This is a genomic window from Paraburkholderia hiiakae (genome assembly GCF_904848665.1).
Classification (GTDB): Bacteria; Pseudomonadota; Gammaproteobacteria; order Burkholderiales; family Burkholderiaceae; genus Paraburkholderia; species Paraburkholderia hiiakae.
On sequence record NZ_CAJHCQ010000017.1, the window covers coordinates 24,423 to 49,276 of the forward strand.

The 24,854-nt window shown below is 63.4% G+C and carries 19 protein-coding genes; 12 read left to right on the forward strand and 7 right to left on the reverse strand.

The genetic code is table 11. The features are described from left to right. The first annotated feature begins 11 nt into the window (after nucleotides 1–11). The 8 genes from JMY28_RS27345 (at nucleotide 12) to JMY28_RS27380 (ending at nucleotide 9,911) form a co-directional block, all read left to right on the forward strand. A complete protein-coding gene (locus JMY28_RS27345) occupies nucleotides 12–1,037 on the forward strand; it encodes an amidohydrolase family protein (protein ID WP_201699029.1) in 1,026 nt (341 codons plus the stop codon). 57 nt (nucleotides 1,038–1,094) lie between these two features. Continuing rightward, nucleotides 1,095–1,946: an amidohydrolase family protein gene (locus JMY28_RS27350; protein ID WP_201699030.1), complete on the forward strand. Its 852-nt coding sequence runs from the start codon at nucleotides 1,095–1,097 to the stop codon at nucleotides 1,944–1,946. An 86-nt stretch (nucleotides 1,947–2,032) separates the two neighbouring features. Then, the gene (locus JMY28_RS27355; protein ID WP_201699031.1) at nucleotides 2,033–3,313 is read left to right on the forward strand and encodes an MFS transporter; all 1,281 of its coding nucleotides are present in this window, start codon (nucleotides 2,033–2,035) and stop codon (nucleotides 3,311–3,313) included. 209 nt (nucleotides 3,314–3,522) lie between these two features. Next, nucleotides 3,523–4,506: a DODA-type extradiol aromatic ring-opening family dioxygenase gene (locus JMY28_RS27360; protein WP_201699032.1), complete on the forward strand. Its 984-nt coding sequence runs from the start codon at nucleotides 3,523–3,525 to the stop codon at nucleotides 4,504–4,506. 35 nt (nucleotides 4,507–4,541) lie between these two features. Further along, complete coding sequence (locus JMY28_RS27365; protein ID WP_201699033.1) at nucleotides 4,542–5,399, forward strand: HpcH/HpaI aldolase family protein; 858 nt, start codon at nucleotides 4,542–4,544, stop codon at nucleotides 5,397–5,399. Then, nucleotides 5,400–6,944 carry an acetolactate synthase large subunit gene (locus JMY28_RS27370; protein WP_201699034.1) on the forward strand — a complete coding sequence of 515 codons (1,545 nt, stop codon included), beginning with the start codon at nucleotides 5,400–5,402 and terminating at the stop codon, nucleotides 6,942–6,944. It abuts the gene before it with no gap. Nucleotides 6,945–6,999: 55 nt separating this feature from the next. Continuing rightward, a complete protein-coding gene (locus JMY28_RS27375; RefSeq protein WP_201699035.1) occupies nucleotides 7,000–7,893 on the forward strand; it encodes a type 2 periplasmic-binding domain-containing protein in 894 nt (297 codons plus the stop codon). A gap of 116 nt (nucleotides 7,894–8,009) precedes the next feature. Beyond that, nucleotides 8,010–9,911: a hypothetical protein gene (locus tag JMY28_RS27380; RefSeq protein ID WP_236597066.1), complete on the forward strand. Its 1,902-nt coding sequence runs from the start codon at nucleotides 8,010–8,012 to the stop codon at nucleotides 9,909–9,911. A gap of 56 nt (nucleotides 9,912–9,967) precedes the next feature. On the opposite strand, the gene JMY28_RS27385 is transcribed toward JMY28_RS27380, so the two are convergent. The 3 genes from JMY28_RS27385 to JMY28_RS27395 form a co-directional block, all read right to left on the reverse strand. Beyond that, the gene (locus JMY28_RS27385) at nucleotides 9,968–11,242 is read right to left on the reverse strand and encodes an MFS transporter (protein WP_201699036.1); all 1,275 of its coding nucleotides are present in this window, start codon (nucleotides 11,240–11,242) and stop codon (nucleotides 9,968–9,970) included. A gap of 125 nt (nucleotides 11,243–11,367) precedes the next feature. Further along, nucleotides 11,368–12,804 (reverse strand): aldehyde dehydrogenase (NADP(+)), encoded by a 1,437-nt coding sequence (locus tag JMY28_RS27390; protein ID WP_201699037.1) that lies wholly within the window; start codon nucleotides 12,802–12,804, stop codon nucleotides 11,368–11,370. Between the two features lie 197 nt (nucleotides 12,805–13,001). Beyond that, a complete protein-coding gene (locus JMY28_RS27395; protein WP_201699038.1) occupies nucleotides 13,002–13,958 on the reverse strand; it encodes a hypothetical protein in 957 nt (318 codons plus the stop codon). A gap of 812 nt (nucleotides 13,959–14,770) precedes the next feature. Between JMY28_RS27395 and JMY28_RS27400 the strand changes: the two genes are divergently transcribed. From JMY28_RS27400 to JMY28_RS39450, 4 genes are all read left to right on the forward strand, one after another. Then, on the forward strand, nucleotides 14,771–15,796 hold the full coding sequence (locus tag JMY28_RS27400; RefSeq protein WP_201699039.1) for a porin: 1,026 nt from the start codon (nucleotides 14,771–14,773) through the stop codon (nucleotides 15,794–15,796). A 375-nt stretch (nucleotides 15,797–16,171) separates the two neighbouring features. Continuing rightward, nucleotides 16,172–17,104, forward strand: a complete 933-nt coding sequence (locus JMY28_RS27405; protein ID WP_201699040.1) for a helix-turn-helix domain-containing protein — start codon at nucleotides 16,172–16,174, stop codon at nucleotides 17,102–17,104. Nucleotides 17,105–17,467: 363 nt separating this feature from the next. After that, on the forward strand, nucleotides 17,468–18,604 hold the full coding sequence (locus tag JMY28_RS27410; RefSeq protein ID WP_201699041.1) for a lactonase family protein: 1,137 nt from the start codon (nucleotides 17,468–17,470) through the stop codon (nucleotides 18,602–18,604). A 194-nt stretch (nucleotides 18,605–18,798) separates the two neighbouring features. Next, nucleotides 18,799–20,331 carry a methyl-accepting chemotaxis protein gene (locus JMY28_RS39450; RefSeq protein ID WP_201699042.1) on the forward strand — a complete coding sequence of 511 codons (1,533 nt, stop codon included), beginning with the start codon at nucleotides 18,799–18,801 and terminating at the stop codon, nucleotides 20,329–20,331. Between the two features lie 28 nt (nucleotides 20,332–20,359). Here the strand turns inward: JMY28_RS39450 and JMY28_RS27420 are convergent, their stop codons facing one another. The 4 genes from JMY28_RS27420 to JMY28_RS27435 all read right to left on the reverse strand — a co-directional run bounded on the left by JMY28_RS27420 (nucleotide 20,360) and on the right by JMY28_RS27435 (nucleotide 24,841). Beyond that, nucleotides 20,360–21,523, reverse strand: a complete 1,164-nt coding sequence (locus tag JMY28_RS27420; RefSeq protein WP_407945547.1) for a DegT/DnrJ/EryC1/StrS family aminotransferase — start codon at nucleotides 21,521–21,523, stop codon at nucleotides 20,360–20,362. Between the two features lie 254 nt (nucleotides 21,524–21,777). Beyond that, complete coding sequence (locus JMY28_RS27425) at nucleotides 21,778–23,040, reverse strand: citrate synthase (RefSeq protein WP_201699043.1); 1,263 nt, start codon at nucleotides 23,038–23,040, stop codon at nucleotides 21,778–21,780. Nucleotides 23,041–23,099: 59 nt separating this feature from the next. Next, nucleotides 23,100–23,492 carry a VOC family protein gene (locus tag JMY28_RS27430; RefSeq protein WP_201699044.1) on the reverse strand — a complete coding sequence of 131 codons (393 nt, stop codon included), beginning with the start codon at nucleotides 23,490–23,492 and terminating at the stop codon, nucleotides 23,100–23,102. 29 nt (nucleotides 23,493–23,521) lie between these two features. Continuing rightward, nucleotides 23,522–24,841 carry an MFS transporter gene (locus JMY28_RS27435; protein WP_201699045.1) on the reverse strand — a complete coding sequence of 440 codons (1,320 nt, stop codon included), beginning with the start codon at nucleotides 24,839–24,841 and terminating at the stop codon, nucleotides 23,522–23,524. Between the last annotated feature and the right edge of the window lie 13 nt (nucleotides 24,842–24,854).

The window sequence follows — 24,854 nt, forward strand, 5'->3', positions numbered from 1 at the left end:
ACGGAGACATCATGATTATCGATTGCCACGGCCACTTCACGACCGTGCCTGCATCGTTTCGCAACTGGCGCGCGAAGCAGGTTGAATTTGCCAACGACCCGGCCAACGTGCCGTCGCTCGACGGCGCCCATGTGAGCGACGACCAGATTCGCGACGCGATCGGCAACGGCCAGCTCAAACTGCAACGCGAGCGCGGCAGCGACCTCACGCTTTTCTCGCCGATCGCAGGCCTGATGAGCCATCACCTCGGCAACGAACGCACGAGCCTGGAATGGGCCGAAGTGTCGAACAACCTCGTGTACCGCGTGACCGAGCTCTACCCGGATAACTTCGCGCCGGTGTGCCAGTTGCCGCAGTCGCCGGGCGTCGCGCCGAAGAACAGCGTGGCCGAGCTGCGCCGCTGTGTGGAGGAGATGGGCTTCGTCGGCTGCAACCTCAATCCGGACCCGTCGGGCGGCTTCTGGACCGGCACGCCGGTGACCGATCGCGAGTGGTATCCGCTTTACGAAGCGCTCGTCGATCTCGACGTGCCCGCGATGATCCATGTGGCCGCCTCGTGCAATCCGTGCTTTCACGGCACGGGCGCGCATTATCTGAATGCGGACACTTCGGTTTTCATGCAGATCCTGCAGTCGGACCTGTTCAAGGACTTCCCGACGCTGCGTCTCGTGATTCCGCACGGTGGCGGCGCGGTGCCTTATCACTGGGGCCGCTATCGCGGCATGTCGCTGGAAATGCGCGAGCGGCCGCTTGAAGGACTGCTGAACAATATTTTCTTCGACTCGTGTGTTTATCACCAACCCGGTGTCGAGTTGCTCACGAAGGTGATCCCGTCAGACAACGTGCTGTTCGGCTCCGAAATGATCGGCGCTGTGCGCGGCAAGGACCCGATCACGGGCCAGTACTTCGACGACACGAAGCGCTATATCGACGCGTGCCCGGCGCTCACCGACGAAGACCGCTACAAGATCTTCGAGGGCAACGCACGCCGCGTGTATCCGCGCCTCGACGCCCGCCTGAAGGCGCGCGGCAACTGAGCGTGATTAACCAGCGCGGCGCGAGCCGCGCAGCAACATACAAGTACAGAGGCACGCATGGCTTCTCAAATCGTTGATATTCATCCTCACATCATCTCGGACGACGAAACGCGCTATCCGCCCGCGCCGCTGTTCGGCAAGCGCTCGGAGTGGTCGAAAGAGCGTCCGACCACGGTCGAAACGCTGATCGCCGCGATGGACGAGGCGGGCGTCGCCAAGGCCGCGGTGGTGCATTCGTCGACCACCTACGGTTTCGACAACAGCTATGTCGTGGACGGATGCGCGAAGTACGCCCACCGGCTCGTCGCGGTCGGCTCGGTGGACGTGCTGCAACCGGATGCGCCGCAGCGCATCCGTGAGTGGACCGAGCGTGGTCTCGCCGGCCTGCGTCTGTTCACGGGCGGCAGCACCAAGGAGTTCGATCCGAGCGAGCTCGACGACGTGCGCTCGTTCCCCGCCTGGGAGTTGTGCGCCGAACTCGATTTGCCGATGTGCATCCAGACCGGCCCGGTCGGCCTGCCGCAGATCACGACGCTCGCCCGCCGCTTCCCGTCTGTGCGTATCATTCTGGATCACCTCGGCCGTCCCGAAGTCGCGGACGGCGCGCCGTACGCGAAGGCGCAGAGCCTGTTCGAGCTCGCATCGCTCGAGAACATCTACCTGAAACTCACGCCGCGCATTTTCGGCGACGTGAAGAAGGAGAAGGCGAGCGCAGAGACGTTCTTCCCGCGCGTGGTCGAGGCGTTCGGTGCGAAGCGCATGGCATGGGGGTCGAATTTCCCGACCTCGCCGGGCAAGCTCTCGGAGATTCTCGCGACGGCGCAGGCCGGGCTGCAAAGCTTGAGCGAGCAGGACCGCGAGTGGATCTTCGGCAAGACGGCGCTCGCGCTTTATCCGGCGCTGGCCTGAGGCGAGACATCCGGGCAGCCACCGCGGCGCATGCGTGTGCCGCGGTGGCCGGGTAACAGAGAGTTTGATCGAGAAAGAAGAAGCAGATGGAGACAACTCAACCAGAGCGAAATGCGACGGCAGGCCGATGGAGCGTCCTCGCGCTTCTGGCACTCGGCGTCCTGATTTCGTTCGTCGACCGCACGAGCATTTCCAGCGCGCTGGCGGACCCGGGCTTCATTCACGGATTCGATCTGAGCAGCGTCGATCGCGGCTGGATCAACGCGGCGTTCTTCTGGTCCTATGGCGTGTTCCAGGTGCCGATGGGCTGGGTAGCGGATCGCTACGGTGTGAAATGGCCCTATGCAGTCTGCTTTGCGCTCTGGTGTATTGCCACGACGCTGATGGGTGCAGTCACGGCGCTCGAAAGTCTGATCCTGATGCGCCTGATTGTCGGCGTGACCGAGGCGATCGTGATTCCGGCGAGCTATCGTTGGATTCGCAACAACTTCGACGAAAGCCAGAACGGGCTCGCCGTGGGCATCCTCGCCATGGGCAACAAGTTCGGTCCGGCATTCGGCGCGCCGGTCGGTGCCTGGTTCATCGTCAACTATTCGTGGCAGATGATGTTCATCGTGACGGGGCTGGTCGGTCTCCTCTGGCTCGTGCCGTGGCTGCTGCTGGTGCGTAACGACTTCCCGTCGCGCGCCGCCCTGAAGAAAGCGAGCAGCAACGCCCGCACAGTGTCGCTCTCGAGCATCCTGTCGAGCCCGGTTGTCTGGGGCGGCATGATCACGAATTTTTGCTACGGCTACTTTACGTTCTACTGCATGACATGGATGCCCTCTTATCTGGTCGAGCAGCGTGGCCTGTCGCTCGAGCGCTCGGGTGTCTATACGTTCTTCAGCTTCGCCGGCATCGCAATCGTCGCGGCCGTGGCGGGATGGGCGGCAGACCGGATCGTCGCGGCGGGCTACAACGCGATCCTCGTGCGCAAGTCGTTCACGATCGCGGGCTTCGTGGGCGGTTGCACGGTGCTGCTCGGTGCGTATGCCCATTCGCTCGAAGGCGCGCTGTTCTGGAACGTGCTGTCGCTCTCGCTGCTCGGCTTGACGACGGCGAACAACCTCGTGCTCTCGCGTCTCACGCTGATTCCAAAACAGGCAATCGGCCTCGTGACCGGCGTGCAGCAGGTCGCGACGAGCCTTGCGGGTGGCGTTGCCGCGAGCCTCTCGGGCTGGTTGCTGCACGTGAGCCACAACTACGTACTGCCGATGATGGTGATTCTCGTCTTCCTGCTCATCGGTGCGACGGCGACCGCGGTGCTGTTCCGTCCGGAATGGGCGCCGAAGGTCTCCGACCCGAAAGCGTCGCTTCAGGAGGCCTGAACACTCCGATGCGGCCTGGACACCGGCCGCATCGGGAAATCGAAGACGAGTGAAATCGAAGCATCTGTCCGATTTGATCTGTATTCCGAATTAATTAGCAGGCGTTGTGAGCGGTCGAAGCGACCCGTCACGGCGCTCTCAACAAGCTTCAGGACGCACCCAATTTTAGGCAACCGGCACGGCCGGTAGTAATTGACTGGAAATCACACATGGCGAAGATCGTATTCGGAATGGCGGTGCCGCACAGCGGCATGCTCGGGCAGGCGCCTGAGGACTGGCTAAAGAACGGCGAGCGGGACCGGAACAACCCGGAACTGTGGTTCCGCAATCGCACGTGGACCTATCCGGAGCTCGAAGCGCATCGCCAGGCGGCGTTCGAACCCTTCCTGACGATGGAGGAGCGCACCGCGCGCGCCGCCCGCTGCCGTGCGGCGCTCGACAAGATGGCCGCCGCCTACCGCGAAGCCCGCATCGATGTCGCGATCATCCTCGGCAAAGACCAGAAGGAAATCTTCACCGACTTCTCGCCGTCGATCGCAATCTACACCGGTGAGGAAGTCCACAACGGGCCGCCGCAGCGCGCAGTCTACGCGCCTGACCATCACGTCACGCACAAGTGCCACCCAAAGCTCGCGAAGTATCTGGTCGAGCGTTTCCAGAACGAAGGCTTCGACCTGACGGACCTGTTCGCGTGGCCCGATAACGTGTGGATGAAGCCGTTGCCCGAGTACCCGGTGGTGCCGCACGCCTATAGCTTCGTCTATCACCAGATCATGGGCGACAATCCGCCGCCGCATGTGCCGGTCATCATGAACTGCTTCTATCCGCCGACACAGCCCTCCATGCCGCGCTGCATCGAGTTCGGCGAAGTGCTGCGCGATGCGATAGAGGCGTGGCCCGAGGACGTGCGTGTCGGCATCTTCGCGTCAGGCGGTCTGTCTCATTTCGTCAACGACGAAGAATTCGATCACCGCATCATGAAAATGCTGGCCGAGTACGACTACGACGGCCTCGCCGCCGTGGACGACCGCTCCTACCAGTCGGGCACCTCGGAAATCAAGCTCTATGCGAGCGTGATGAAGGCGCTGCAGCAAACCGGCGCCGAGATGACGCTTGTCGACTACGTGCCGTGCTGGCGCACGCCCGCTGGAACCGGCGAGGGCATGGGCTTCATGTACTGGAAAGCCGACTGAGCCGGATTCGACCCAATTCAACGAGAGAAAAGATTATGAGCGACACCCGTCTGAACAGCATCATTCGCGCATTCGAATCCGGCAAGCCGGCCTTCACCGCCTTCTCGAAGCTCGACAAGCAAAACGCCATCGAAATGAGCGACGCCCCGTATGAAGGCATTGTCTTCGAGATGGAGCACAACCCCTATGACGTGGCTGCGCTCGGCGACGCGCTGCAATACATGCTGAGCCGCAAGCAGATTGCCGAGTCGGGCTCGGTCGCCCCGCGCGTGACGCCGATCGCGCGCATTCCCGCCAACGGCGTGGAAATGAACCAGTCGTTTGCCAAGCAGGTGCTCGATCGCGGCGCTTACGGCGTGATCTGGCCGCATGTCGCAACGGTCGAGCAAGCCTATAACGCCGTGGCCTCGTGTCGTTATGCGCGTCCGAAGGGCGCGTCGCTCTACGAACCGAAGGGCGTGCGCGGCGACGGCCCGGCCAACGCCTCGCGCTACTGGGGCTTGACGATGGCCGACTACTACAAGAAGGCCGATGTGTGGCCGCTTGCGCCACAGGGCGAAATTCTCGTCGGGCTGATGTGCGAGAGCACCCAGGCGATCGAGAACCTGGACGACATTCTCGCGAATGTGCCGGGCATCGGCTTCATCCTGATCGGCGAAGGCGACCTGAGCCAGGAACTGGGCTGCCCGCGCGACTACGAAAACCCCATCGTGATCGACGCGATGCGCAAGATCGTCGAGACCTGCCACAAGCACAACGTCGTGGTCGGCCATCCGCACGTGACGGCCAAGAATCACAAGCGCCTGATCGAGGAAGGGTATCGCATGCTGATGTCGGCGCCGCAGCGCAGCTACGGCGTCGTGGGCCTCGCGCGCGAGATGGCAGGGTACTAAATGAACGGTGCAGAAAGCCTCGTTGCTACGCTCGTCGATCGGGGCGTCGACATCTGTTTCGCCAATCCGGGCACGTCGGAAATGCACTTTCTCGCCGCGCTCGAAAACCCGAAGATGCGTAGCGTGCTGTGCCTCTTCGAGGGCGTGGCGACGGGCGCCGCGGACGGCTGGTATCGCATGAAGGACACGCCGGCCTCCACGCTGCTGCATCTGGGGCCGGGTCTCGCCAACGGGCTCGCGAACATCCATAACGCGAAGCGCGCGTCGTCGGGCATGGTCAACATCATCGGCGAACATTCGACCTCGCATTTGAAGTACGATCCGCCGCTGACTTCGGATATCGAAGGACTCGCGCGGCCGCTGAGCCACTGGGTGCGCCGCGCCGACTCCGCGAGCGCGATCGCATGGGACGCCGCGAAAGCCGTCGACAAGGCCTCGGAGCATCCGGGCCAGATCGCGACGCTGATCCTGCCCGGCGACACGTCGTGGCGCGAAGCCGGCACGACGGTCATGCCGCAGCGCGAAGCGGCCGCGCGCCGGACGCCCGATGCCGCGCGAGTCGAGCACGTGGCGCGTGTGCTGCGCTCGGGCGAACCCGCGCTGATCATTCTCGGCAACAAGGCAACGCGGGGTCTCGCGCTCGAACGCGCGGGCAAGGTGGCGGCTGCCACTGGCGCGCGCCTGGGCTCGCACTTCTTCACGGCGCGCATCGAGCGTGGTGCCGGGCGCGTGCCGCTCGCGCGCATTCCGTATGCGGTAGCGCCCGCGCGCGCGTTCTTGAAGGACTTCAAGCACATCATTACTGTCGAGACGAGCGAGCCAGTCGCATTCTTCAGTTATCCCGACAAGCCGAGTCTGCTCAAGGAGGAAGGCACGCTCGTGCATCCCCTCGTCGAGGCCGACGAGGACAGCGCGCTGGCGTTCGAGATGCTGCTCGAAGCGCTCGGCGCCAACGCGACGGCGCCGTTTGTGCAGCCGCGCGTCGAAACAGCCGCGCCGACCGGCGCGCTCAATCCAGTGAGCATCGCGCATGCGCTCGCCGCTGCATTGCCCGAGAACTGCATCGTGGTCGACGAATCGCTCACGACGGGCCGCGAAACGATGGGCTACACGATGGGCGCCGCGCCCCACGACCTCATCAACAACATGGGCGGCTCGATCGGCTATGCAACGCCTGTGGCCACCGGTGCTGCGCTCGCGTGCCCCGACCGGCGCGTGTTCTGCATGGTCGGCGACGGCAGCGCGATGTACACGATCCAGTCGCTGTGGACCCAGGCGCGCGAGAACCTGAACGTCACGACGATCATCTTCGCGAACAACAGTTACGCGATTCTCAAGGCCGAGTACGCGAACATGGGCGCGGGCACGCCGGGCGAGCGCGCGCTCTCCATGATCGACATCGATCGTCCGCGTATCGACTGGCAGGCAATGGCCAAAAGCATGGGCGTGCGCTCGGTCGCGGTGGACACGGCCGAGGCGTTCCACAAGGCGATGGCCGACTCGGTGCGCGAACCGGGTCCGTGCCTGATCGAAGTTCGTCTGTAATCCTGATGAAACAGGGCAAGCAATAGCAGCCAATCATGCACAAGGAGTGGCATCAATGACTACGCTGACCGGGGTGCCGACGCTGCGCACCAATCTGGCCGAATATGCGGTAACAAAGGCCATGCGGGACGGCCGGGTAAAATCGGATCTCGTCACGCTCGACTTTTGCGGGCCCACGCCCGCCCACAACGGGTTCAAAGCGATGGTGCGCGAGAACGCCTTCGACGCGGGCGAGCTCGCGATCGTCACGTTCTTGCAGGCCAAGGCTTACGGCAAGCCCTACGTGCTGCTGCCTGCGCCGATCTCCGGCCGCTTCCAGCATCATTGCGCGGGCTTCAATATCGACTTCGGGCATCTCGACCCCAAGGACATCGAGGGCAAGAAGGTCGGCGTGCGGACCTATAGCCAGACGACGGCGCTCTGGATTCGCGGCATCTTGCGCCACGAATATGGCGTCGATCTCGACAAGGTCACGTGGATGACGCTCGGCGACGGCCACCTCGCCGAATACAGCGATCCGAACAACTGCCGGCGTTTGCCCGCAGGTTCGTCGATTCCGCAGATGATGCTCGACGGCGAGCTCGCCGCGGCGCTCCTTGGCGAGGACATGCCGAAGGACCCGCGCGTGCGCACGCTCGTGCCCGACGCGCAGGCGGCGGCGAAGAACTGGTTCGCGCGCGAAGGCGTGGTGCCGATCAACCATATGTTCGTCGTGCACGAGCGGGTGTCGAAGGAGCGTCCGGACGTCGTGCGGGAGATTTACCGCATGATCGTGGAAAGCCGCGCGCAGACGGAAGGCGGCGTGCCGGCCGTGTTCCCGCCGATCGGGCTCGAAGCGAACCGCAAGGGCATCCAGCTCGCAGTCGACTGGGCGCTCGACCAGAAGATCATTCCGCACCGGCTTTCCGTGGATGAACTATTCGACGATATAACCGGCAGTCTCGGTTGATCGCAGTCGATCAGTTGATGTTAGTGTGCGTCGGCCGCGATGCCGGACCGGCGGTTTAAAGATTGCTGTGATGCAAATAAAAATTGGAGACTAGTATTGTGCGTCCCTCGCTTCAGATGAAAAAGAGCATCCTGTCCTGCCTCACCCTTGCCGCCGTCGCCGCGTTCGTGCCGGGAGCGGGCGCTGAGACTGCGACCAAGGGCGACTTGCTGATTTATCGCATCGGCCCGACAACTTCGGAACTCTATGTCGCCAATGCCGACGGCAGCGACGAGCGCCGGCTAATCCCGTCCGATGGTTTCGACTATCACGGGTCCTTCTCGCCGGACGGCAAATGGATCGTATTCACCTCGGAGCGCGACGGTCTCGGTCACGCGAGCCTCTACCGCGTGCGTGTGGACGGCACGGGGCTGCAACGCTTGACGGACTGGGTCGGCATCAGCGATGGCGCGGTCTACAATCCGGCCGATCCGAATGTGATCGCGTTCGTGTCGTCGCGTCGTGGCAAGTCCAGCTATGGCACGACCAACATCTGGACGCTCAACATCAAGACCGGCGCGCTGCATAACGTGACCGGCGATATCAAGTTCGACCCCAGCAAGCCGCACAGTTTCTTCCGGCCTTCGTGGTCGCCGGATGGCAAGTGGATTGCGCTGTCGTCCGATATCGGTACCGACTGGCGCGGCCACAACCTGCCGGTTGGCTGGGAGCGCACCCAGGAAAGCAGCATCTACGAGATTCATCCGGACGGCACGGGCTTCAAGCAGATTACCGCGCGCGCAGGCTTCGCCGAGGGCTCGCCGTCGTGGTCGGCGGACGGTAAGAACGTGGTGTTCTACGAAACGCCGGTCGAATCGACCTGGGGGGCGCACCGTCCCGAGGCGATCGGCAAGGTCAGTTCGCAGATCGTGCAGGTCGATGTGGCCACCGGCGAGCGCAAGGATCTGACGAGCACGCCGGGATTCAAGGTGTTCCCGCAATACGTGGGCGCGACCGACGTCGCGTATCACATCAAGAACGGCGAGCAGGAAGGCCTCTATACGACGGGTGGTGAGTCGCGTGTTACGGCGGGAAGCGGCATTCGCTCGCCGCATTACTCCGCCGACGGCAAGAAGGTCGTCTACGAAAAGGTGGTGTACGGTAAGCCGTTCCACCCGAACGGCACGCCGCTCTACAGTTTCGACCCGCAATGGAACTATCGTTTCGTCGATGTGTTCCCGCAACTCTCGCGCGACGGCAAGTCGCTCGTGTACACGGAAAAGGCGGTCGGCTCGTCGATCGTGGTGGCGAATACCGATTTCAGCGATGCGCGCCATATCTACGATCCGGCTACCAGCGGCCTCGATCCGAAGATGATCAAGACGGGGCTGGCCGGCGCATTCCAGCCGACCTGGTCGCCGGACAAGCAATGGGTGGCCTTCGGCGTGGGCGGCTGGTTTTTCACGCGCGCTCACATGCCGGGCCAGATCATGCGGATCAAGGCCGACGGCAGCATGAACGGCAAGCCGGAGATTCTGACCGACGGCAAAGAGAACGCGGGCTTCCCGAGCTATTCGCCGGAAGGTACGAGAATCGTCTACCGCGTGTGGAGCGATACGGACAAGGGGCTGCGAATTCTCGACGTCGAGACGCACAAGACCACGGTCCTGACCACCGAGCCGGACAATCTGCCCGGCTGGTCGCCGGACGGCAAGAAGATCGTGTTCACGCGCAAGGAGGTCAATCCGAACGACCCCAACAAGTTCCACTACGATGTGTATACGATCAATCCGGACGGTTCGGACGCGCAGCGTCTGACTCCCCAGGGTTCGAACCAGGCCCACGCGACCTGGACCTGGGACGGCCGCATTGCGTACAGCTCCGGCGAATATGGTTTCCGCGACGAGCTTTCGCTCTATGACGATACGTTCCAGCCCGACGGCCAGAACTGGGTGATGAATGTGGACGGCAGCGATCGGCATGCGATCACCGACACGCTCTGGGAGGATTCGATGCCGCTCTATATTCCCAGGCAGTAACGCCGCCCGGGCAGGGCGAAACGGCAAAGGCACCGCGCTTGGGCGCGGTGCTTTTTTTATTCGGCAGCAACAAGGTTAATGACCCTGGGCGCCCACTTCCGCTGCATCAGCACCATCGTGCTAGTCGCCCCCAGCAGCAGGAACACGAAGACGGCCATCATGGCAAATGTGTAATTGCCTTTGCCAAGATAGAGCAACCAGCCAGACAGGCTGGCGGAAACACCGCCCGCGAGACTGGTGGCGACCTGCTGCAGCCCGGTGTTCAATCCGACCGCGGGCTTCGGAATCAGCGTGAGCTTGCATAGCGCCAGATTGTTGGCGGTCGCGAGGCCAAGGAGCGAGAGCGAGAGCACGTTCCAGAAGAGCGCCATGCCAGGCGATTGTGCGTATGCACCGAGCAGCACCGTCGTGCCGCCAATAAATCCAGCGACGATAAACGCTTTGCGCACGAGTACGGCGTCTTTGCCGCGCGCAATCATACGGTCTGCCAACCAACCTGCGAGCGCGGCGACGATCGCGATGCCGGCGAAACTGAAAAACGTATAGACGCCGGACTTTTCCAGCGAGAGGCCGCGCTGCTCGACCAGATAGGCCGGCATCCAGGTCATGCAATAGAACGCGAAATAGCTGTAGCAGAAGTTGTTGATGAGGCCGCCCCAAACCACGGGGCTCGCGAGCAGATTTCTGAGCGGGACGGACGAAGCGCGCCTCACGGCCGCCTTCAGCTCGTCGCGCGAAGGGTAGTCGTTCCTGACCATGAGGAGCCAGGGCACCATCCAGACGAGGCCGATGAGCCCTGTCACGACGAACATCGCCTTCCACGAATACGCGACGATCATCCATGCCGCGATGGGCGCGCCGAGCGCGGGGCCCATCTTGCCGCCGATGGAAAAGATGCCTAGCGCGGTGCCTTTCTGGGTTTCCTCGAAGTTGTTCGCGAGGTAGCGATAGGTCGCGGGCACGACGACGGCTTCGGCGAGACCGATCAGCAGGCGCATGACGATCAACGCGGAAAGCGTCGTGACGAGCCCGGTGGCCGCTGCCGCGAGGCACCAGATCACGAAGCAGATCGAGTAGGGCCGCTTCACGCCGTAGCGGTCAACGAGCCAGCCCATGGGCATCTGTGCGAGTCCATAGGACCAGAAGACGGCCGAATTGAGCCAGCCGCGCTGCACGCTCGACAGCGAAAACTCATGCACGAAACCTTTGTCCGCGAGCGCGGCGGACAAGCTCGTTCGATCGACAAACGAAATCAGCAGGCCGAGTGAGAGCAGTATCAGAATGCTCCACGGATTCTCGGCTGCTGGCTGCTTGACTTGACAGGTGTCCATTGGCGTAGCGCCTCCTTTGCGATATCTCGGGAACGGAGCGCGGTCGCCGCACGGCTGCGTTGGAAGGTTTGGCGGCGGCCGTGCTCGTCCAGTTAGTCAGGTTTCAAATGCCATGTCGCGCGTGCTCAGCAAGGCTGTCCGGCTCGCGCGCTGAGCCACGCGGGGGCGCTCTGCAGCGCGACCGGCCGCAGGAAGCGCGCTAGCGCCTCGTAGCCGACCGAGGTTGTGAAGGGTTGCGTCGAAGCGGGCCAAGGACCGCCATGCTGCTGACTGCGTGTCACGGCCACACCCGTCGGCACGCCGCTAAAGAGCACGCGCCCCGCGATCTGCGTGGCGCGGCGTGCGACGCGGCGCACGTCGGGCGTGTCCTCGCCCGCGCCCCACAGCGTCACAGTCAGGCTGCCGCCGATCGCGCCCAGTACGTCGACGATTTCATCGGTCGAACTCACGCGCACGATCAGGCAGGCGGGGCCGAAAATCTCTTCGTGCAGCGCCGGTGTGGCGATAAAGTGCTTCGCGCTCGTGCGCGCGAGCACGGGGCGTGGCGGCGCCGTTTCATCGTGATCGGCACTGCCGGCGAGCAGGGTCTGCACGCCGGGCGTGCCGAGCAGGCGCGTTGCGCCCGCGTCGAAGTTGCGCTTCATGGCGGGCGTGAGCATGCGGTGTGTCCGCTTTTCGCGTAGTTCGTCGCGCAGGGTATCTTCGAAGCGTTGCGCATGCCCGCCTTCGAACAGAACGACGAGGCCCGGGCTCGTGCACACCTGGCCGCAGCCGAATTCGATCGACGCAGCGAGCGTTTGCGCGAGCGCTTGCGCCTGAGTGGCGAGCGCGGCTGGCAGCGCGACGACGGGGTTGATCGAGCCCAGTTCGCCGTAGAACGGAATCGGCCGTGCCCGAGCATTTGCGAGGCGCCACAGCGCCGCGCCGCCCTTGAACGAGCCGGTGAACGCCACGGCCGCGATGTCGGGATGATTGACCAGTTCAGTGCCCACCTCGATGCCCGCGCCCTCCACCATGCCTAACAGCGCGACGGGGAGTCCTTGCCCGGCGATGACCGCGCGCGCGAGTTCGTACACCTTGCGCGAGAGCTTCGGGTGACCCGGATGGGCCTTGACCACGACAGGGCAGCCCGCCGCTAGCGCGGATGCGGTGTCGCCACCGAGCACCGAAAACGCGAACGGAAAGTTGCTGGCGGAGAACATCGCAACCGGGCCGAGCGGAATACGCACGCGGCTCAGGTGAGGACGCCCGGCGGGCGGCGCCTCGGCAATCGCCGGGTCGTCGGTCAGGGCGAGCGCGTGGCCTGCATCGACGTAATCGGCGAAGCCGTTCAGCTGAAAGCGCGTACGGTCGATTTCGCCATTGAGTCGCGCGCTGCCGAGCGACGTTTCCTCATCGGCGGTTCGCACGAGCGCATCGCGCTCAGCGTCGAGCGCGCGGGCCAGCGCGCGCAACAGCGTCGCGCGCGTGTGAGCGGATGACTGGGCCCAGTCGTCGGCTATGTTTGCTGCTGCCGTGACGGTCGTGTGAATATGCGCGGCGCTATGGTCTTGAATCTGCATCAGTACTCCAAATGAAGGGAACAACCCGCTTTCTCTGCGACGAGTGAAACCGGCTGCGGCGATGTGTCGTGTCAATGCGTACGGCGCCTCAGAGGGCCGTGCAGGTAGTCAAAAAAGCGACGCCCTAAAACGCATCAAGCGGCCATGGGCAACCCGCAAAACGGGTCGCCCATGGCCGCTTTCGCGAGGCAAACGAATCAAAAGTGAACTTCAGCCTGGAGCATCGGCACTGACGTGATGGTTCCCGGGGCCGCGTGCGTCGGCGTGCCGTACATGTGATACCAGTACTCGTAGCCCACACCGGCGTAGAGAACACGCGGGTGTCCCGCGAACGAGCCGAGGTCGGCGAGCAGCGCCATGCGGGTGAGGAACTCGGTCGTGGTTTCCACGCCGAAGCCATCACGCCCCTTGGGTCCGGTCACACTCGCGAAGCCGCGGAACATGAGCGGCACCGGGCCGACGCGGAACGGATAGAGCCACGAACTCTCCAGGTGCCATGCGGTATTGAAGCGCACATCGACGCCTGTGATGCCGTTGTGATTGCTTTCCGTGCGCAGTCCGGCCGTGAGGTTCCAGTAGCCATGCGGGACCGCGAACTCGACCGTTGGCCCGACCACGAGCATGCGCGCACGCTCGGCGTACGCATCGTTCTTCACGCCGAACTCATAGCCGACGGTCAAGCCGTAGTCGCGAATCGGGCCAAAGCCGAGATAGCGACCGAAGATCTTGCCAGCGCTGAACTGGACGCGCCCGACGCTATAAACCTCCTGTGCGCCGCCGCTTTGCGGACCGCCCGATTCCGGGTTGGCCGCGTTGGACACGAGATAGTCGACGTTGAACGCGTAGCTGCCAAACCGGAAGCCGCCGATCGTCGTGAGGTAGCCGATGTTCTGCATCACCGACGAATCAACGCCCGGGTAGTGAAAATCCGTACCCCAGCGATAGCCGATGAACGTGTCATTCCAGATGGCGGGCGGTTCATCGGCTTCGCCGACGGTCTGCGGTGGCGCGGCGCCATTCGGGACTTCCTGGCGCAGCGGCGGCGCGGAAGCGTTCGGTGCGGTAAAGACCTCGGCGTGGGCGAACTGCGAAAGGCAGCAAAACAGGGCAGCGCCAAGGGCCGGCGCACGCAAGGCTAGCGTTAGGCTTTTCATGTCTCCATCCAGACTCTATTTATGTTGATGTCTTCGACCTGGTCGCGTAGTCGCATGGCGACTGCCGCTTCGGTCGCACCGCCCGCCCTGGCTGCATGGTCGAACCATCCGGCCCAGGAAAACGCTGTTACGGTGGTGAGGAATATTAAGTGGCGCGTCGACGCTTGCCTTTACACAAAAATGAGATTCGCTGGCACTTTTTGCTGACATGCCGAAATTTTTTTGGCGGCGCAGCCGTATGCGAAACCGGCGCGGGCTCGAAAAAATGCAAGCGAACCTGCATTTTGTGTAGGGACGCGCGCGCCATCGTCCTCTACGCTTGACCCATAAGACAGACCGTGCCTCCAGGGCCCAAGTGTTCTTCCCTGGTCATCTTGAGGCGAGGTCGGAAAAGGAGACAGCGTTGACCGGAACGAACCCTCTGGCCTTCCCTGGTCATCTTGAGGCGAGGTCGGAAAAGGAGACAGCGTTGACCGGAACGAACCCTCTGGCTGTTGGTATCTTCTTTGGCACCGCGCCGCTGCGCGGATATGCAGTCGGCTTTCCATCGCCGCGCGCCGGTCTCCCACGGTGCTATCAAGCCCTATTGCCGACTTATCTCGACGCCTGTCGCATGCAACGCCACGTTCGGCGAGGGTGACGGCGCGAGTGTCTCTCGCGAATTCGCTTGTTTAATTCCTTCGGTTGTTTCAATCAATAAGGTATACGAACAATTGATCAGATGACTTTATTGAATTCGCAAACGTGCGGATTCTCTAACCCGTGCAATTAAAGGCGGGGTTAACCCAATAAAATTTCATCACGGAGACAGAATGAAAAGGTTAGTGATTTCCTTGTCGGGTGTGGCATCCGCGTGTTGCATCAATGTGGCGCATGCACAGTCGTCCGTCACGCTGTATGGCGTCATCGACAATGGAATCGAATATCAGAACGCCGGTTCAGGTTCTGTGGTGCGCGCGGTTTCGGGTGGCCTCTTTGCGAGCCGGTATGGCTTGAAAGGCAGCGAGGACATTGGCGGTGGCATCCACGTCAATTTCCAGCTCGAACAGGGTTTTAACGGCGTGACGGGGGCCGCATCGAATGCGGCCGAAGCATTCAATCGCCAGGCCTGGGTGGGGTTTTCCGGCGCATTCGGTGAAACGCGCTTTGGCTTGCAAAACACGCCACAGTACATTTTCATGAACCCCGAGCTCGATCCTCTCGCGGTCATGAGCATCGCGTCGCCGATGAACAACTTCAACAGCCTCACCGTTCGCGTCAATAATGCAATTTCATATTTCACCCCAACAGTTTATGGGCTGACCGCGCAGTTCATGGTCGCGATGCGCGACTCGACAACCAAGCCGAGCAACGGACTCCAGTTCTATAACGCGGCCGTGCGCTATACGAACGGGACTTTCCGCGCGGCCGCCGGCTATGAGCAGGCTGCCAATGCGGCAGGAACGTCGACGCTGAAGGTGTTTAATGCCGGCACGTCGCTCGGCGTCGGCGCGGCCCGCTTCTATCTCGCGTATCACACGGAGCGGCAGACCGACAACAGCGTCAAGCGCGACGTCTACGAAGCCTCCACGTCGTACCGCATCGATCCGGCCAGTCAGGTCGCGCTGCTTTACGGCTATGCACACGACCGCACCGGGAATGGCAACAACGCTCAGCAGATCGGCTTGAATTACGAGTATTACTTCTCGAAGGCGACCACGCTGTATGCGTCGGGCGGCTTCATCCAGAACCGCAACAAGGCCCAGTTCACGCTCAACGGAACCGCGTACGGCGGCATCGCCGGCGCGCCGGGCGCCAACACGCGCGGTGTGGTGCTCGGCCTCGTCCACACGTTCTGATGACGGCGGCGCGGGTGGCCGCCCACCCGCGTCCGGGTTCGGGTAAGCAGCAGGTCGCGGCTTGCCCGAAGGTATGAAAAAATCTCCGCCTTTGCGCAAGACGCCTGTTGCGTGTCTTGTTGTCTCGACAATGGTCGAGCGTCCCCTCCGGTGTGTCGACCGTGCTGAACGCGCCCCTGCGTTCGCGTATCATCGTTGTGCTTCTGTGCGCTTACCCTGGCTTGCGATATATTGCGCATTCCATGCACCGGACGAAGACGTCGTACCTTCGACCAGAAAAAAATGAAATTCAGGTGGACACTCGCGCCAGCAATCCAGGGCGCGAACTCTGAATTTCAATGGCGACCGCACCGACCCGGCCGCCAAGGAGACTTTATGACACACACCGCCATGGCAAACGATCAACGCCAGCGCGACGGCAAGGCTAGATTGAAGCGAACCACCGTACCCAAAGTCCGCTTGTACGTTGAACGCCCCGAGAGACAAAACTGGTTCGTGCACGTCGGGCACGTGACCGACCGGGGCCGCTGGCGCACCGAGCCGCACGCGCATCCCGCCTATGGCCAGGTCATCTTCGTGCGCAGTGGCCGCGGGGTGATGAATCTCGAAGGCAGCGCAGTCCCGTTCGAAGCCCCGTGCGCTTTGCTGTTGCCGACCGAATGCGTGCATGGCCTCGACTACGAGATCGACGTGGACCGCTGGGTGGTGACGATCGAGGTGGCTTATCTGGCGCAGGTGAACGGGAAACTGCAAGACTTCATTCAACTGTGGACATCGCCGCGCATGATCCCGCTCGGCGACATGGCCGACGGCGGCGAGCACTTCTACAGCATGATGCAAAGCCTCAAACATGAGTCGGAGTCCAATGCAGTCGGCCACGTGATCGGTACTGAAGCCTTGCTCACGACGCTGCTGCTCATGCTCGTGCGTGAGGCGCGTTTGGACCAGCCCGGCAGCGAAGGCGAAACGCACAACAATGTCCGGCTCGTCGACCGGTTTCGCAAGCTGATCGACCAGCACTACCGCGAGGACCTTGCGCTGCAGGACTATGCCTCGATGATGGCGGTGTCCCTCGTGCAACTGCGCGCGGCGTGCGCATCGGCGGGGGAGCAGAGCCCCACGAAGATGATCCGTGCGCGCATCATTACCGAGGCGAAGCGCAATCTCATCTTCGGCGAAATGTCGGTCGAGCAGATTGCCTTCGGGCTCGGTTTCGCGGATGCCGCTTATTTCACGCGGTTTTTCCGCCGGGAAGTGGGCCAGACGCCTAGCCAGTTCCGTCTCACGGCCCGGGCCCAGACGCAGTAACGAACCCCGCCACGACCACCACCGCCGGCTTGCACCCTTATTGCGTCCCAATGCGCGGCGCAATAAGGGGGCACATCAAAAAAGTGCTGGCGAACCCTTCTTTTGTGCAGGGACACACGCGCACGGGTCGGCTACGCTTGGTCTGCGCGCTCGCCTTGCCGGCGCCCGTCACCATCGGGCGCCCTTGACGCCATCATCGTGGTGTCGCGAACGCGTGAGCGGCCAGGAGACGCCGCTCGCCGCCACAGTTCACCGCGCGCAGCATGGCCGCGTGCCGGGGGGCTCGCACAATAACACTCATATTGCGTCCGTTCACCGACTATGGTTCATTGCTTCCCCAAGCGTTTTCCCCTGCGGCGCCGCATGACGGCGGCGTTGATTCCGCTCGCGCTATCGACTGCCTTTCACAGTGTGCCCAGTAGCGCCACGACACCGGCGGCCGGTGCACAAACCGAACTCGTCTATGTGGGCACGCAGGAGCGCGAGATGCGGGCGCTGCGCTTCGATACGTCGAGCGGCAAGCTCACGATGATCGGCCCGGTGGGCGCGGGCCCGCGCTCGACGTGGGTCACGACGAACCCCCGGCTGCCGGTGCTTTACGCAGTCGATGACGACAACTCGCGCGAAGGCAGCGTGAGCGCCTATGCCGTCGATCGCGAGAGCGGCACGCTCACCAGAATCAACGAAGTCGCGACGGGCGGCAGCGGGACCACGAACCTCTCGCTGGACCTGCCCTCGATGACGCTGCTGGCGGCCAACTATGGCGGCGGTTCCGTATCGAGTGTCGCCGTGAATCACGACGGCAGTCTCGGCGCTCGCACCTCGACGGTCAAGGAGACAGGTTCTGGGCCGACCCGCCGGCAGGCGAGTGCGCATGCACACAACGCTGTCGTCGATCCTTCGGGCCACTACGCGCTCGTGCCGGATCTCGGTGCGGATCGCGTTTTCGTGTATGGCTTCGATCGCGCCACGCGCACGCTGACGCCCGCGGACGGCGCGAGCGCCTACCAGTTCGTCGTGCCGCCGGGCAGCGGTCCGCGCCATCTGGCATTCGGCGCGAACGGCAAGTACGTTTATCTGCTGACCGAACTGAGCGCGCAGATCATGGTGCTGCATTGGGACGCCTCGCAAGGACAGTTGACGCTCGTGCAAACGGTGGAGACCACGAGCCCCGAATTCCAGGGCGTGAAGAGTGGAGCCGAAGTGGCCGTGAGCGCCGACGGGCGTTTCGTCTACGTCGAGAATCGCGCGGAAAACGCGCTGATCGTGTACCGCGTCGACCAGGCGTCGGGCGAGCTTGCGCAAATTCAACGCACGTCGTCGGGCGGCGAGAAGCCGTGGGGCTTCGGGATCGATTCGTCGGGCAAGTGGCTGCTCGTCGCCAATCAGCGCAGCGGCAAGGTCAACGTCTTCGGCATCGACACTGCCACGGGCCTGGTGTCGGATACCGGGCAGTCGGCCGAAGTGCCGACTCCGGTCGCTATTGCATTCATAAAGTGACGTGAGGGTAGCCCGGCGGCGTGACGCGCCGCCCGTGCCGAGAAACGCGGATTCGCAGTCTCGTTTCGCGTATCTGCGAATCCAATGTTATTCGAACTCCTAATAGAAAAATAAACTCAGGAGACACGGTGCACGGCAAACGCATGGCGTTGGCGCCGGTGCGCCGCTTTCTGCACCATTCGAAGGGGTGATTCATGAAGCTGGTCCATCAACTCCCGCTGGCGTTGGGCGCCGCGCTGCTGGCCGCATCGGCGGCGGGTGTGTTCGGTATCGCCGAAATGAACAGCGCGGCAGATGCGTACGCGAGACTGATCGGCGTCGACGGCGCACAGGCGCGCCAGGTATCCGAGGCGATGGTCGCGTTCAAGAACCAGGTGCAGAACGGCAAGGACATCGTGCTGCGCGGGAAGAATACCGGCCAGTTCGACAAGTACTGGGCCGCGTTCCAGAAGTTCGAAGCGACATGCCGGGGCACGACCCAGGCGCTCGCGCGCGAACTGCCACCTGGCGAGGCGCGCGCGAAGATCGAGCGCTTCAATGAACTGCATGCGCAAATGGGCGTCGCGTACCGTCGGGCAATCGACCGGTTCAAGGCTTCGGGTTACGACACGGCGGTCGGCGACGTCGCGATGGATGGCCTTGATCGCGAGCCGGTGATCCTGCTGCGCGAGACCGGCGCCAGAATCGTCGAGCAAACTGCCGCCGCGGCCGCGCGAGCGAAAAGCCTGCAGCGCCGCGCGATGCTTGCGAGCGTCGTCGCGATGACGCTCACCGTGATGGCGGGCATTGCCGGCGCCGTCGCGTTCTCGCGCACGATCACGCGCAAGCTAGGCGGCGAGCCCGACGACGCGCGCGCCGCCGCACGTGAGATCGCCACGGGCAGGCTCGACATCGACCTGCATGTGCGGCCAGGCGACACCGATAGCCTGATGGCCGCGATGCGCACGATGGCCACCTCGCTCACCGGGATCGTCGAGCAGGTGCGCAATGGCAGCGAGGCGATCGCGACCGGCTCGACGCAGATCGCTACGGGCAACGCCGATCTCAGCCAACGCACGGAATTGCAGGCTAGCGCGTTGCAGGAAACCGCAGCGTCGATGGAGCAGTTCAGCGCGACCATACGGCAGAACGCCGAAAACGCGCACGAGGCGCGCGAGCTGGCCGCTGGAGCGTCGTCGATCGCGGCGCAGGGGGGCAAGGTCGTGAATCAGGTCGTCGAAACCATGAAAGGCATCGATGGGAGCGCGCGCAAGATCGCGGACATTATCGGCATCATCGAGGGCATCGCCGCGCAAACCAATATTCTCGCGCTCAATGCTGCCGTGGAAGCGGCGCGCGCGGGAGAGCAGGGCCGCGGCTTTGCGGTTGTCGCCAGCGAAGTGCGCGGCCTCGCTCAGCGCAGCGCCCAGGCCGCGAAGGAAATCCAGGCGCTGATCGTGGACAGCGTCGCGCGCGTGGAGTCGGGCTCATCGCTCGCCGGCGAGGCCGGGGCGACGATGAGCCGGATCGTCGAAGCGATTCATCGCGTGACGATCGTCGTTGGCGAGATCAGCCGGGCCAGCGCCGAGCAAAGCGTTGGCGTCGAACAGGTGGTGGCAGCCGTCGGCCAGATGGATCAGACAACTCAGCAGAATGCCGCGCTCGTCGAAGAAAGCGCCGCCGCCGCCGAGAGTTTGCGGCAGCAGGCGGCGTGGCTCGTCGAGTCGGTGACGAAGTTTCGTATTTGAGGGGTTACCACGCGTTATTTAGATATGCTTATTTCGTGAATTTCGCGCAGATTTCGTTCACCGCGCTGCACACGCGCGCCACATCGGCTTCGGTCATCTGCGTGAAGAGCGGCAACGTGACCGTGCTCGCACCAAAGCGCTCCGCGTGCGGAAACATGCCTGCCTTGAAACCACGCTCGCGGTACAGCGTGAAAAGGTGGATGGCTGGGTAATGCGCTCCCGAGCCGATGCCGCGCTCCTTGAGCTCGCCCATGAAACCCGCGCGGTCGATCGTGAGCTTCTCGAGCGGCAGCGTGATCTGGAACATGTGCCAGTTGCTGTTGGTGAAATCGGCGAGCGGCAGGCCCATGCCGAGCTTCACCGCCGCGCCGCCCTCGAAACCCGCGAAGTAGGCCCGCGCGAGCGCGTGGCGCTGGCGGGTGAAGCGCTCGATGTGCTTGAGCTGGCCGAGTCCGACGCGCGCCGCGACATCCGAAAGATTGTATTTGCCGCCGAGCACCTCGCAGTCCATGCCATCGAAGCCGGTGCGCGTGATCCCATGCAAGCGGTACTTCTGCGCGAGCACGGCCTCGGCTTCGTCGTTGAGGACGAGCGCGCCGCCTTCGATCGACGTGAGGTTCTTGTTGGCGTGGAAGCTGAACGAGACGATGTCGCCGATCGCGCCGATGCGCTTGCCGTTCCAGCTCGCACCGAACGCCTGCGCGGCGTCCTCGATCACGCGCAGCTTGTGCTGGCGGGCGATCGCGTAAAGCCGATCCATGTCGACGGGCAGGCCCGAGAGAAAGACCGGAATGATGGCCTTCGTCTTCGGCGTGATGGCGGCTTCGAGCTTGTCCAGGTCGATGTTGCGGGTGACGGGATCGATGTCGGCGAATACCGGCGTCGCACCCACTTCGTAGACCACGTTGCTGGTCGCGACCCATGATGCGGGCGTCGTGATGACTTCGTCGCCGGGACCGACGCCTGCAATGCGCAGCCCGATTTCGAGCGTGGCCGTGCCGGAGTTGAAGGTGCGCACGGGACGGCTGCCGCAGTATTCGGAGAGCGCCGCCTCGAACGCCTGGTTCTGCGGGCCGGTCGTGATCCACCCTGAGCGCAGTACATCGACGACGCCCTGGATGGTTTCCTCGTCGATTTCGGGGCGCACGAACGGCAGGAACGGAAGTGATGACTGCGGGATTGACTGGGCCATGGACACGTTAATCTTTTCTGGTCGAAGTTGCGGCGCAGAGCATACAGCACGTCGTGACCCGTTGCGAGCCAGTGCCATCGATTATTTCGCTCGTATCGTACGCGCAGAAAATTGTGCAAGCGAATCGCACTTTCGTCCAAAGCCAGGTAGCGATTTATCGGATACGCTAAAGCGTAGTATCGATTTGGATGGCTAAATATTCCAGGCGGCAAGGGGCGAGCGCTCGAAGGACGATTTGTCGCTTCGCGCGTTCCTCAGCGCGCCACGGACTTGAAGAGGCGGTTCTTTTCGAGCGTCGCCGCGTCGGGCGTTTTGGCGTTCTCGTCCGCGCTCGCGGCGGCGTTGGCGTTGGCGTCTTCGAGCGCGGGCCCGGTGTAGCGGCCGCGCGGGCGGATGACCTTGCCCACCCTGAGCTGCTCGATGCAATGCGCGAGCAGCCCCACGCTGCGCGCGGTGGCGAAGAGGGCGAACGAGGCGTCGCGCGGCAGCTTCAGTTGCGCGGCGAGGGTGGCGAGCGCCACATCGATATTCGGTTTGAGCCCCGTTAGCGCCACGACTTTCTCGATGAAGGCGGCGAGCTCCGCGGGTGGGTCCAGCACTTCCAGCAGGGCGTCCGCGCGCGGGTCGCCGTCGGGATAGAGATGGTGCCCAAACCCCGGAATGGGAATGGCCGACTGCAAATGATGGGCGACGACATGCTCCGCGCCGAGCCGGCCCACGTCGTCGAAGACCGCGCGCACGCGGCCCGATGCGTCGCCGTGCAGCGGGCCGGAGAGCGTGGCGAGCCCCGTGAGCAGGCAGCCCGGCAAGGACGCGCCTGTGGACGCCGTAATGCGTGCGGCGAACGCCGAACTCGTGATCTCGTGATCGGCCACGAGCACCATGGCGCGGCGGATCAGTTCCGCACCCTCGCTGCCCTGGCCCCAGCCTAGCGCGAGGCGCTCGTGAACGGGCGGCGGAGCGGCGTTTGCCGATGCCTCACAGCGCGCGCTGAACGCATGGGCAATGACCGCCACGAGCCGGCCCGCCTCGACGTGCAAGGCCGTGTCGGTGCGCCCAAGCGTGGAATGGCCGCGCGCGGCGATGGCCGCGAGCGAAGTGAAGGCACATTCGCGGCCGCGCTCGCCGCCGTGCAGGCGCACGTCGGCGGCTTCGAACGTCACGTCCGCGCGCGCGTTCCAGAGGAGGGTGGCCACGTTCTCGAGCGTCGCCGTCTGCGCCATGCCGATGCTGTCGCGGCCCCGGTAATACGCGCGGCCCTTCGAGAAGGTGGTGATACTGCTGTAGATGCACGGCTCGGCGCCGAAGATCGTGCCCGCGGCGAGCGCCTCGCGCTTGCGGCCCACCTGCTTCTTGCGGCACAGGCTGGCGACGTCTTCGGCGCGGTAGAGGCTCTTGCGCGGGTCGTGCGGATCGGGCATGACCGCGATATTGCCGCGGCTTGCGTATGCGTAGACGGTCTGCGCCTGTACGCCGAGTTGTCGGGCGGCTTCAGTCAGGGTGATCCAGTTTGGCATGGCGGGGCAGACGGGGAGACGGGGCAGCGCGGAGATTCAGCGGCAATATTGACGGTTTTTCAGCGAAAAGTCATCTCCGCGGGCCGCCGCTCGAGCACTTCGATGAGAATCTCGCCCGGCGCGCGCACGAAGCAGGCGCGCACGCCCGCACGAATCTGCTTCACAGGTTCGACGATTTCCGCTTCATGGCGCGTGAGATGCGCGAAGGCTGCATCGAGATCGTCCACCACCACGCCGAAATGATCGATGCCTTGCGAGCGTGCCTCACGCGTTTGCCGCGCGGCGCTCTCGCCCGTCAATTGCGTGATGAAGAGATTGATCTCGCCGATACGCAGATCGACGCGGCCCGGCCTGCGCACGATTTCAGCATTCAGGCATCGCTCGAACCATGCGGCGGTGGCCTCTGCGTTTGCCGAGCAGAGCTGGAGATGGTCCCACTTGAATTCGATCATGCGTTTTTCACCACGTGTGTGTGCGAGTGTCAGAGTTCGATGCGCGAGAGCTTGCCGAGCAGCAGCGAATACGAGAGCGTGCCCAGCAGGCAGATCGCGCCCATGAGGTTGAGCGCCCAGTAGAAGTGCCCGGTGTGTTGCGTGATATAGCCGATCATGAGCGGCGTGGTGACGCCTGCAATGTTGGCAGCCAGGCTCGTGATACTGCTCGTGAGGCCCACGTATTGACGCGGCGCGATTTCGGAAACGGCGGCCCACGACATGGAGCCAATGCCCTGCGCGAAGAAGGCCACAGTGAGAATGGCGATCACGACTTCGTTCGACTCGACGAAATTCACGAGCACAATCGAGGCGCCCAGCAGCGTGCCGATGATGAGCGGCGCCTTGCGCGCCGCCGAGATCGACACGCCGCGCCGGATGAAGAAGTCCGAGAGAAAGCCCGCCGAGAGAATGCCGATCGTCGCGCCAATGAAGGGCATGGCCTGAAAAATGCCCACCTTGATCATCGACATGTGACGCGCTTCGATCAGGTACGTCATGAACCACGTCGTGAAGAATACGAGCAGCGTGTTGTTGCAGAACTTGCCGAGGCAGATGGCGAGGATCTGGCGATAGCTGAGCAGCTTGAGCGCCATGCGCCAGTCGAACTTAGCGCGCGGCTTGCGCGCGGCAGGCGTTGCGCCCTCGTTGATGTATTGAAGTTCCGCGGCGTTGACCGAGCCATGCTCATGCGGATCGCGATACATGCGATACCAGACCATGCTGAAGAGAATGCCGAAGCCGCCCGTCACGAAGAACACGGTGCGCCAGCCGTAGGCCGAGGAAATCCACAGCAGCAAGCCGGTGAAGAGGGGCGTGCCCACGTATTGCCCCATCACGTAGACGCTCGTGGCAAAGCCGCGTTCCTGCGCGGGAAACCACAACGTGACGGCGCGCGTGTTCGAGGGGAAAGCCGGGGCTTCGAGCGCGCCCATGGTGAGGCGCGAGCCGAGCAGCATGTGATAGCCGCTCGCGAGGCCCTGCGTGAGCGTGGCGATCGACCAGCCCACGAGCGAGAGCGCATAGGCCACGCGCGAGCCGAGCACGTCGGTGAGAATGCCGCCCGGCAGGAGTGCGATCGAATAGGCGAGGCCGAACGCCGCGAACAGCTCGCCCATCTGCATCTTGTTGAGCGCGAGATCTTTCGAAAGGCCGGGCGCCACGATGCCCAATGCCGAGCGGTCGACGAAGTTGAGCACGGTCGCCATGAGCAGCATCGAGAGCATGAAGTACCGAACCCTGGAGCGCTTTGCACTTTCCGCGTAGGGCGGAGTTTGCACGGGCAAAACTTGTTCCTCTACGGCTTTCATCGGTGTCTCCAAT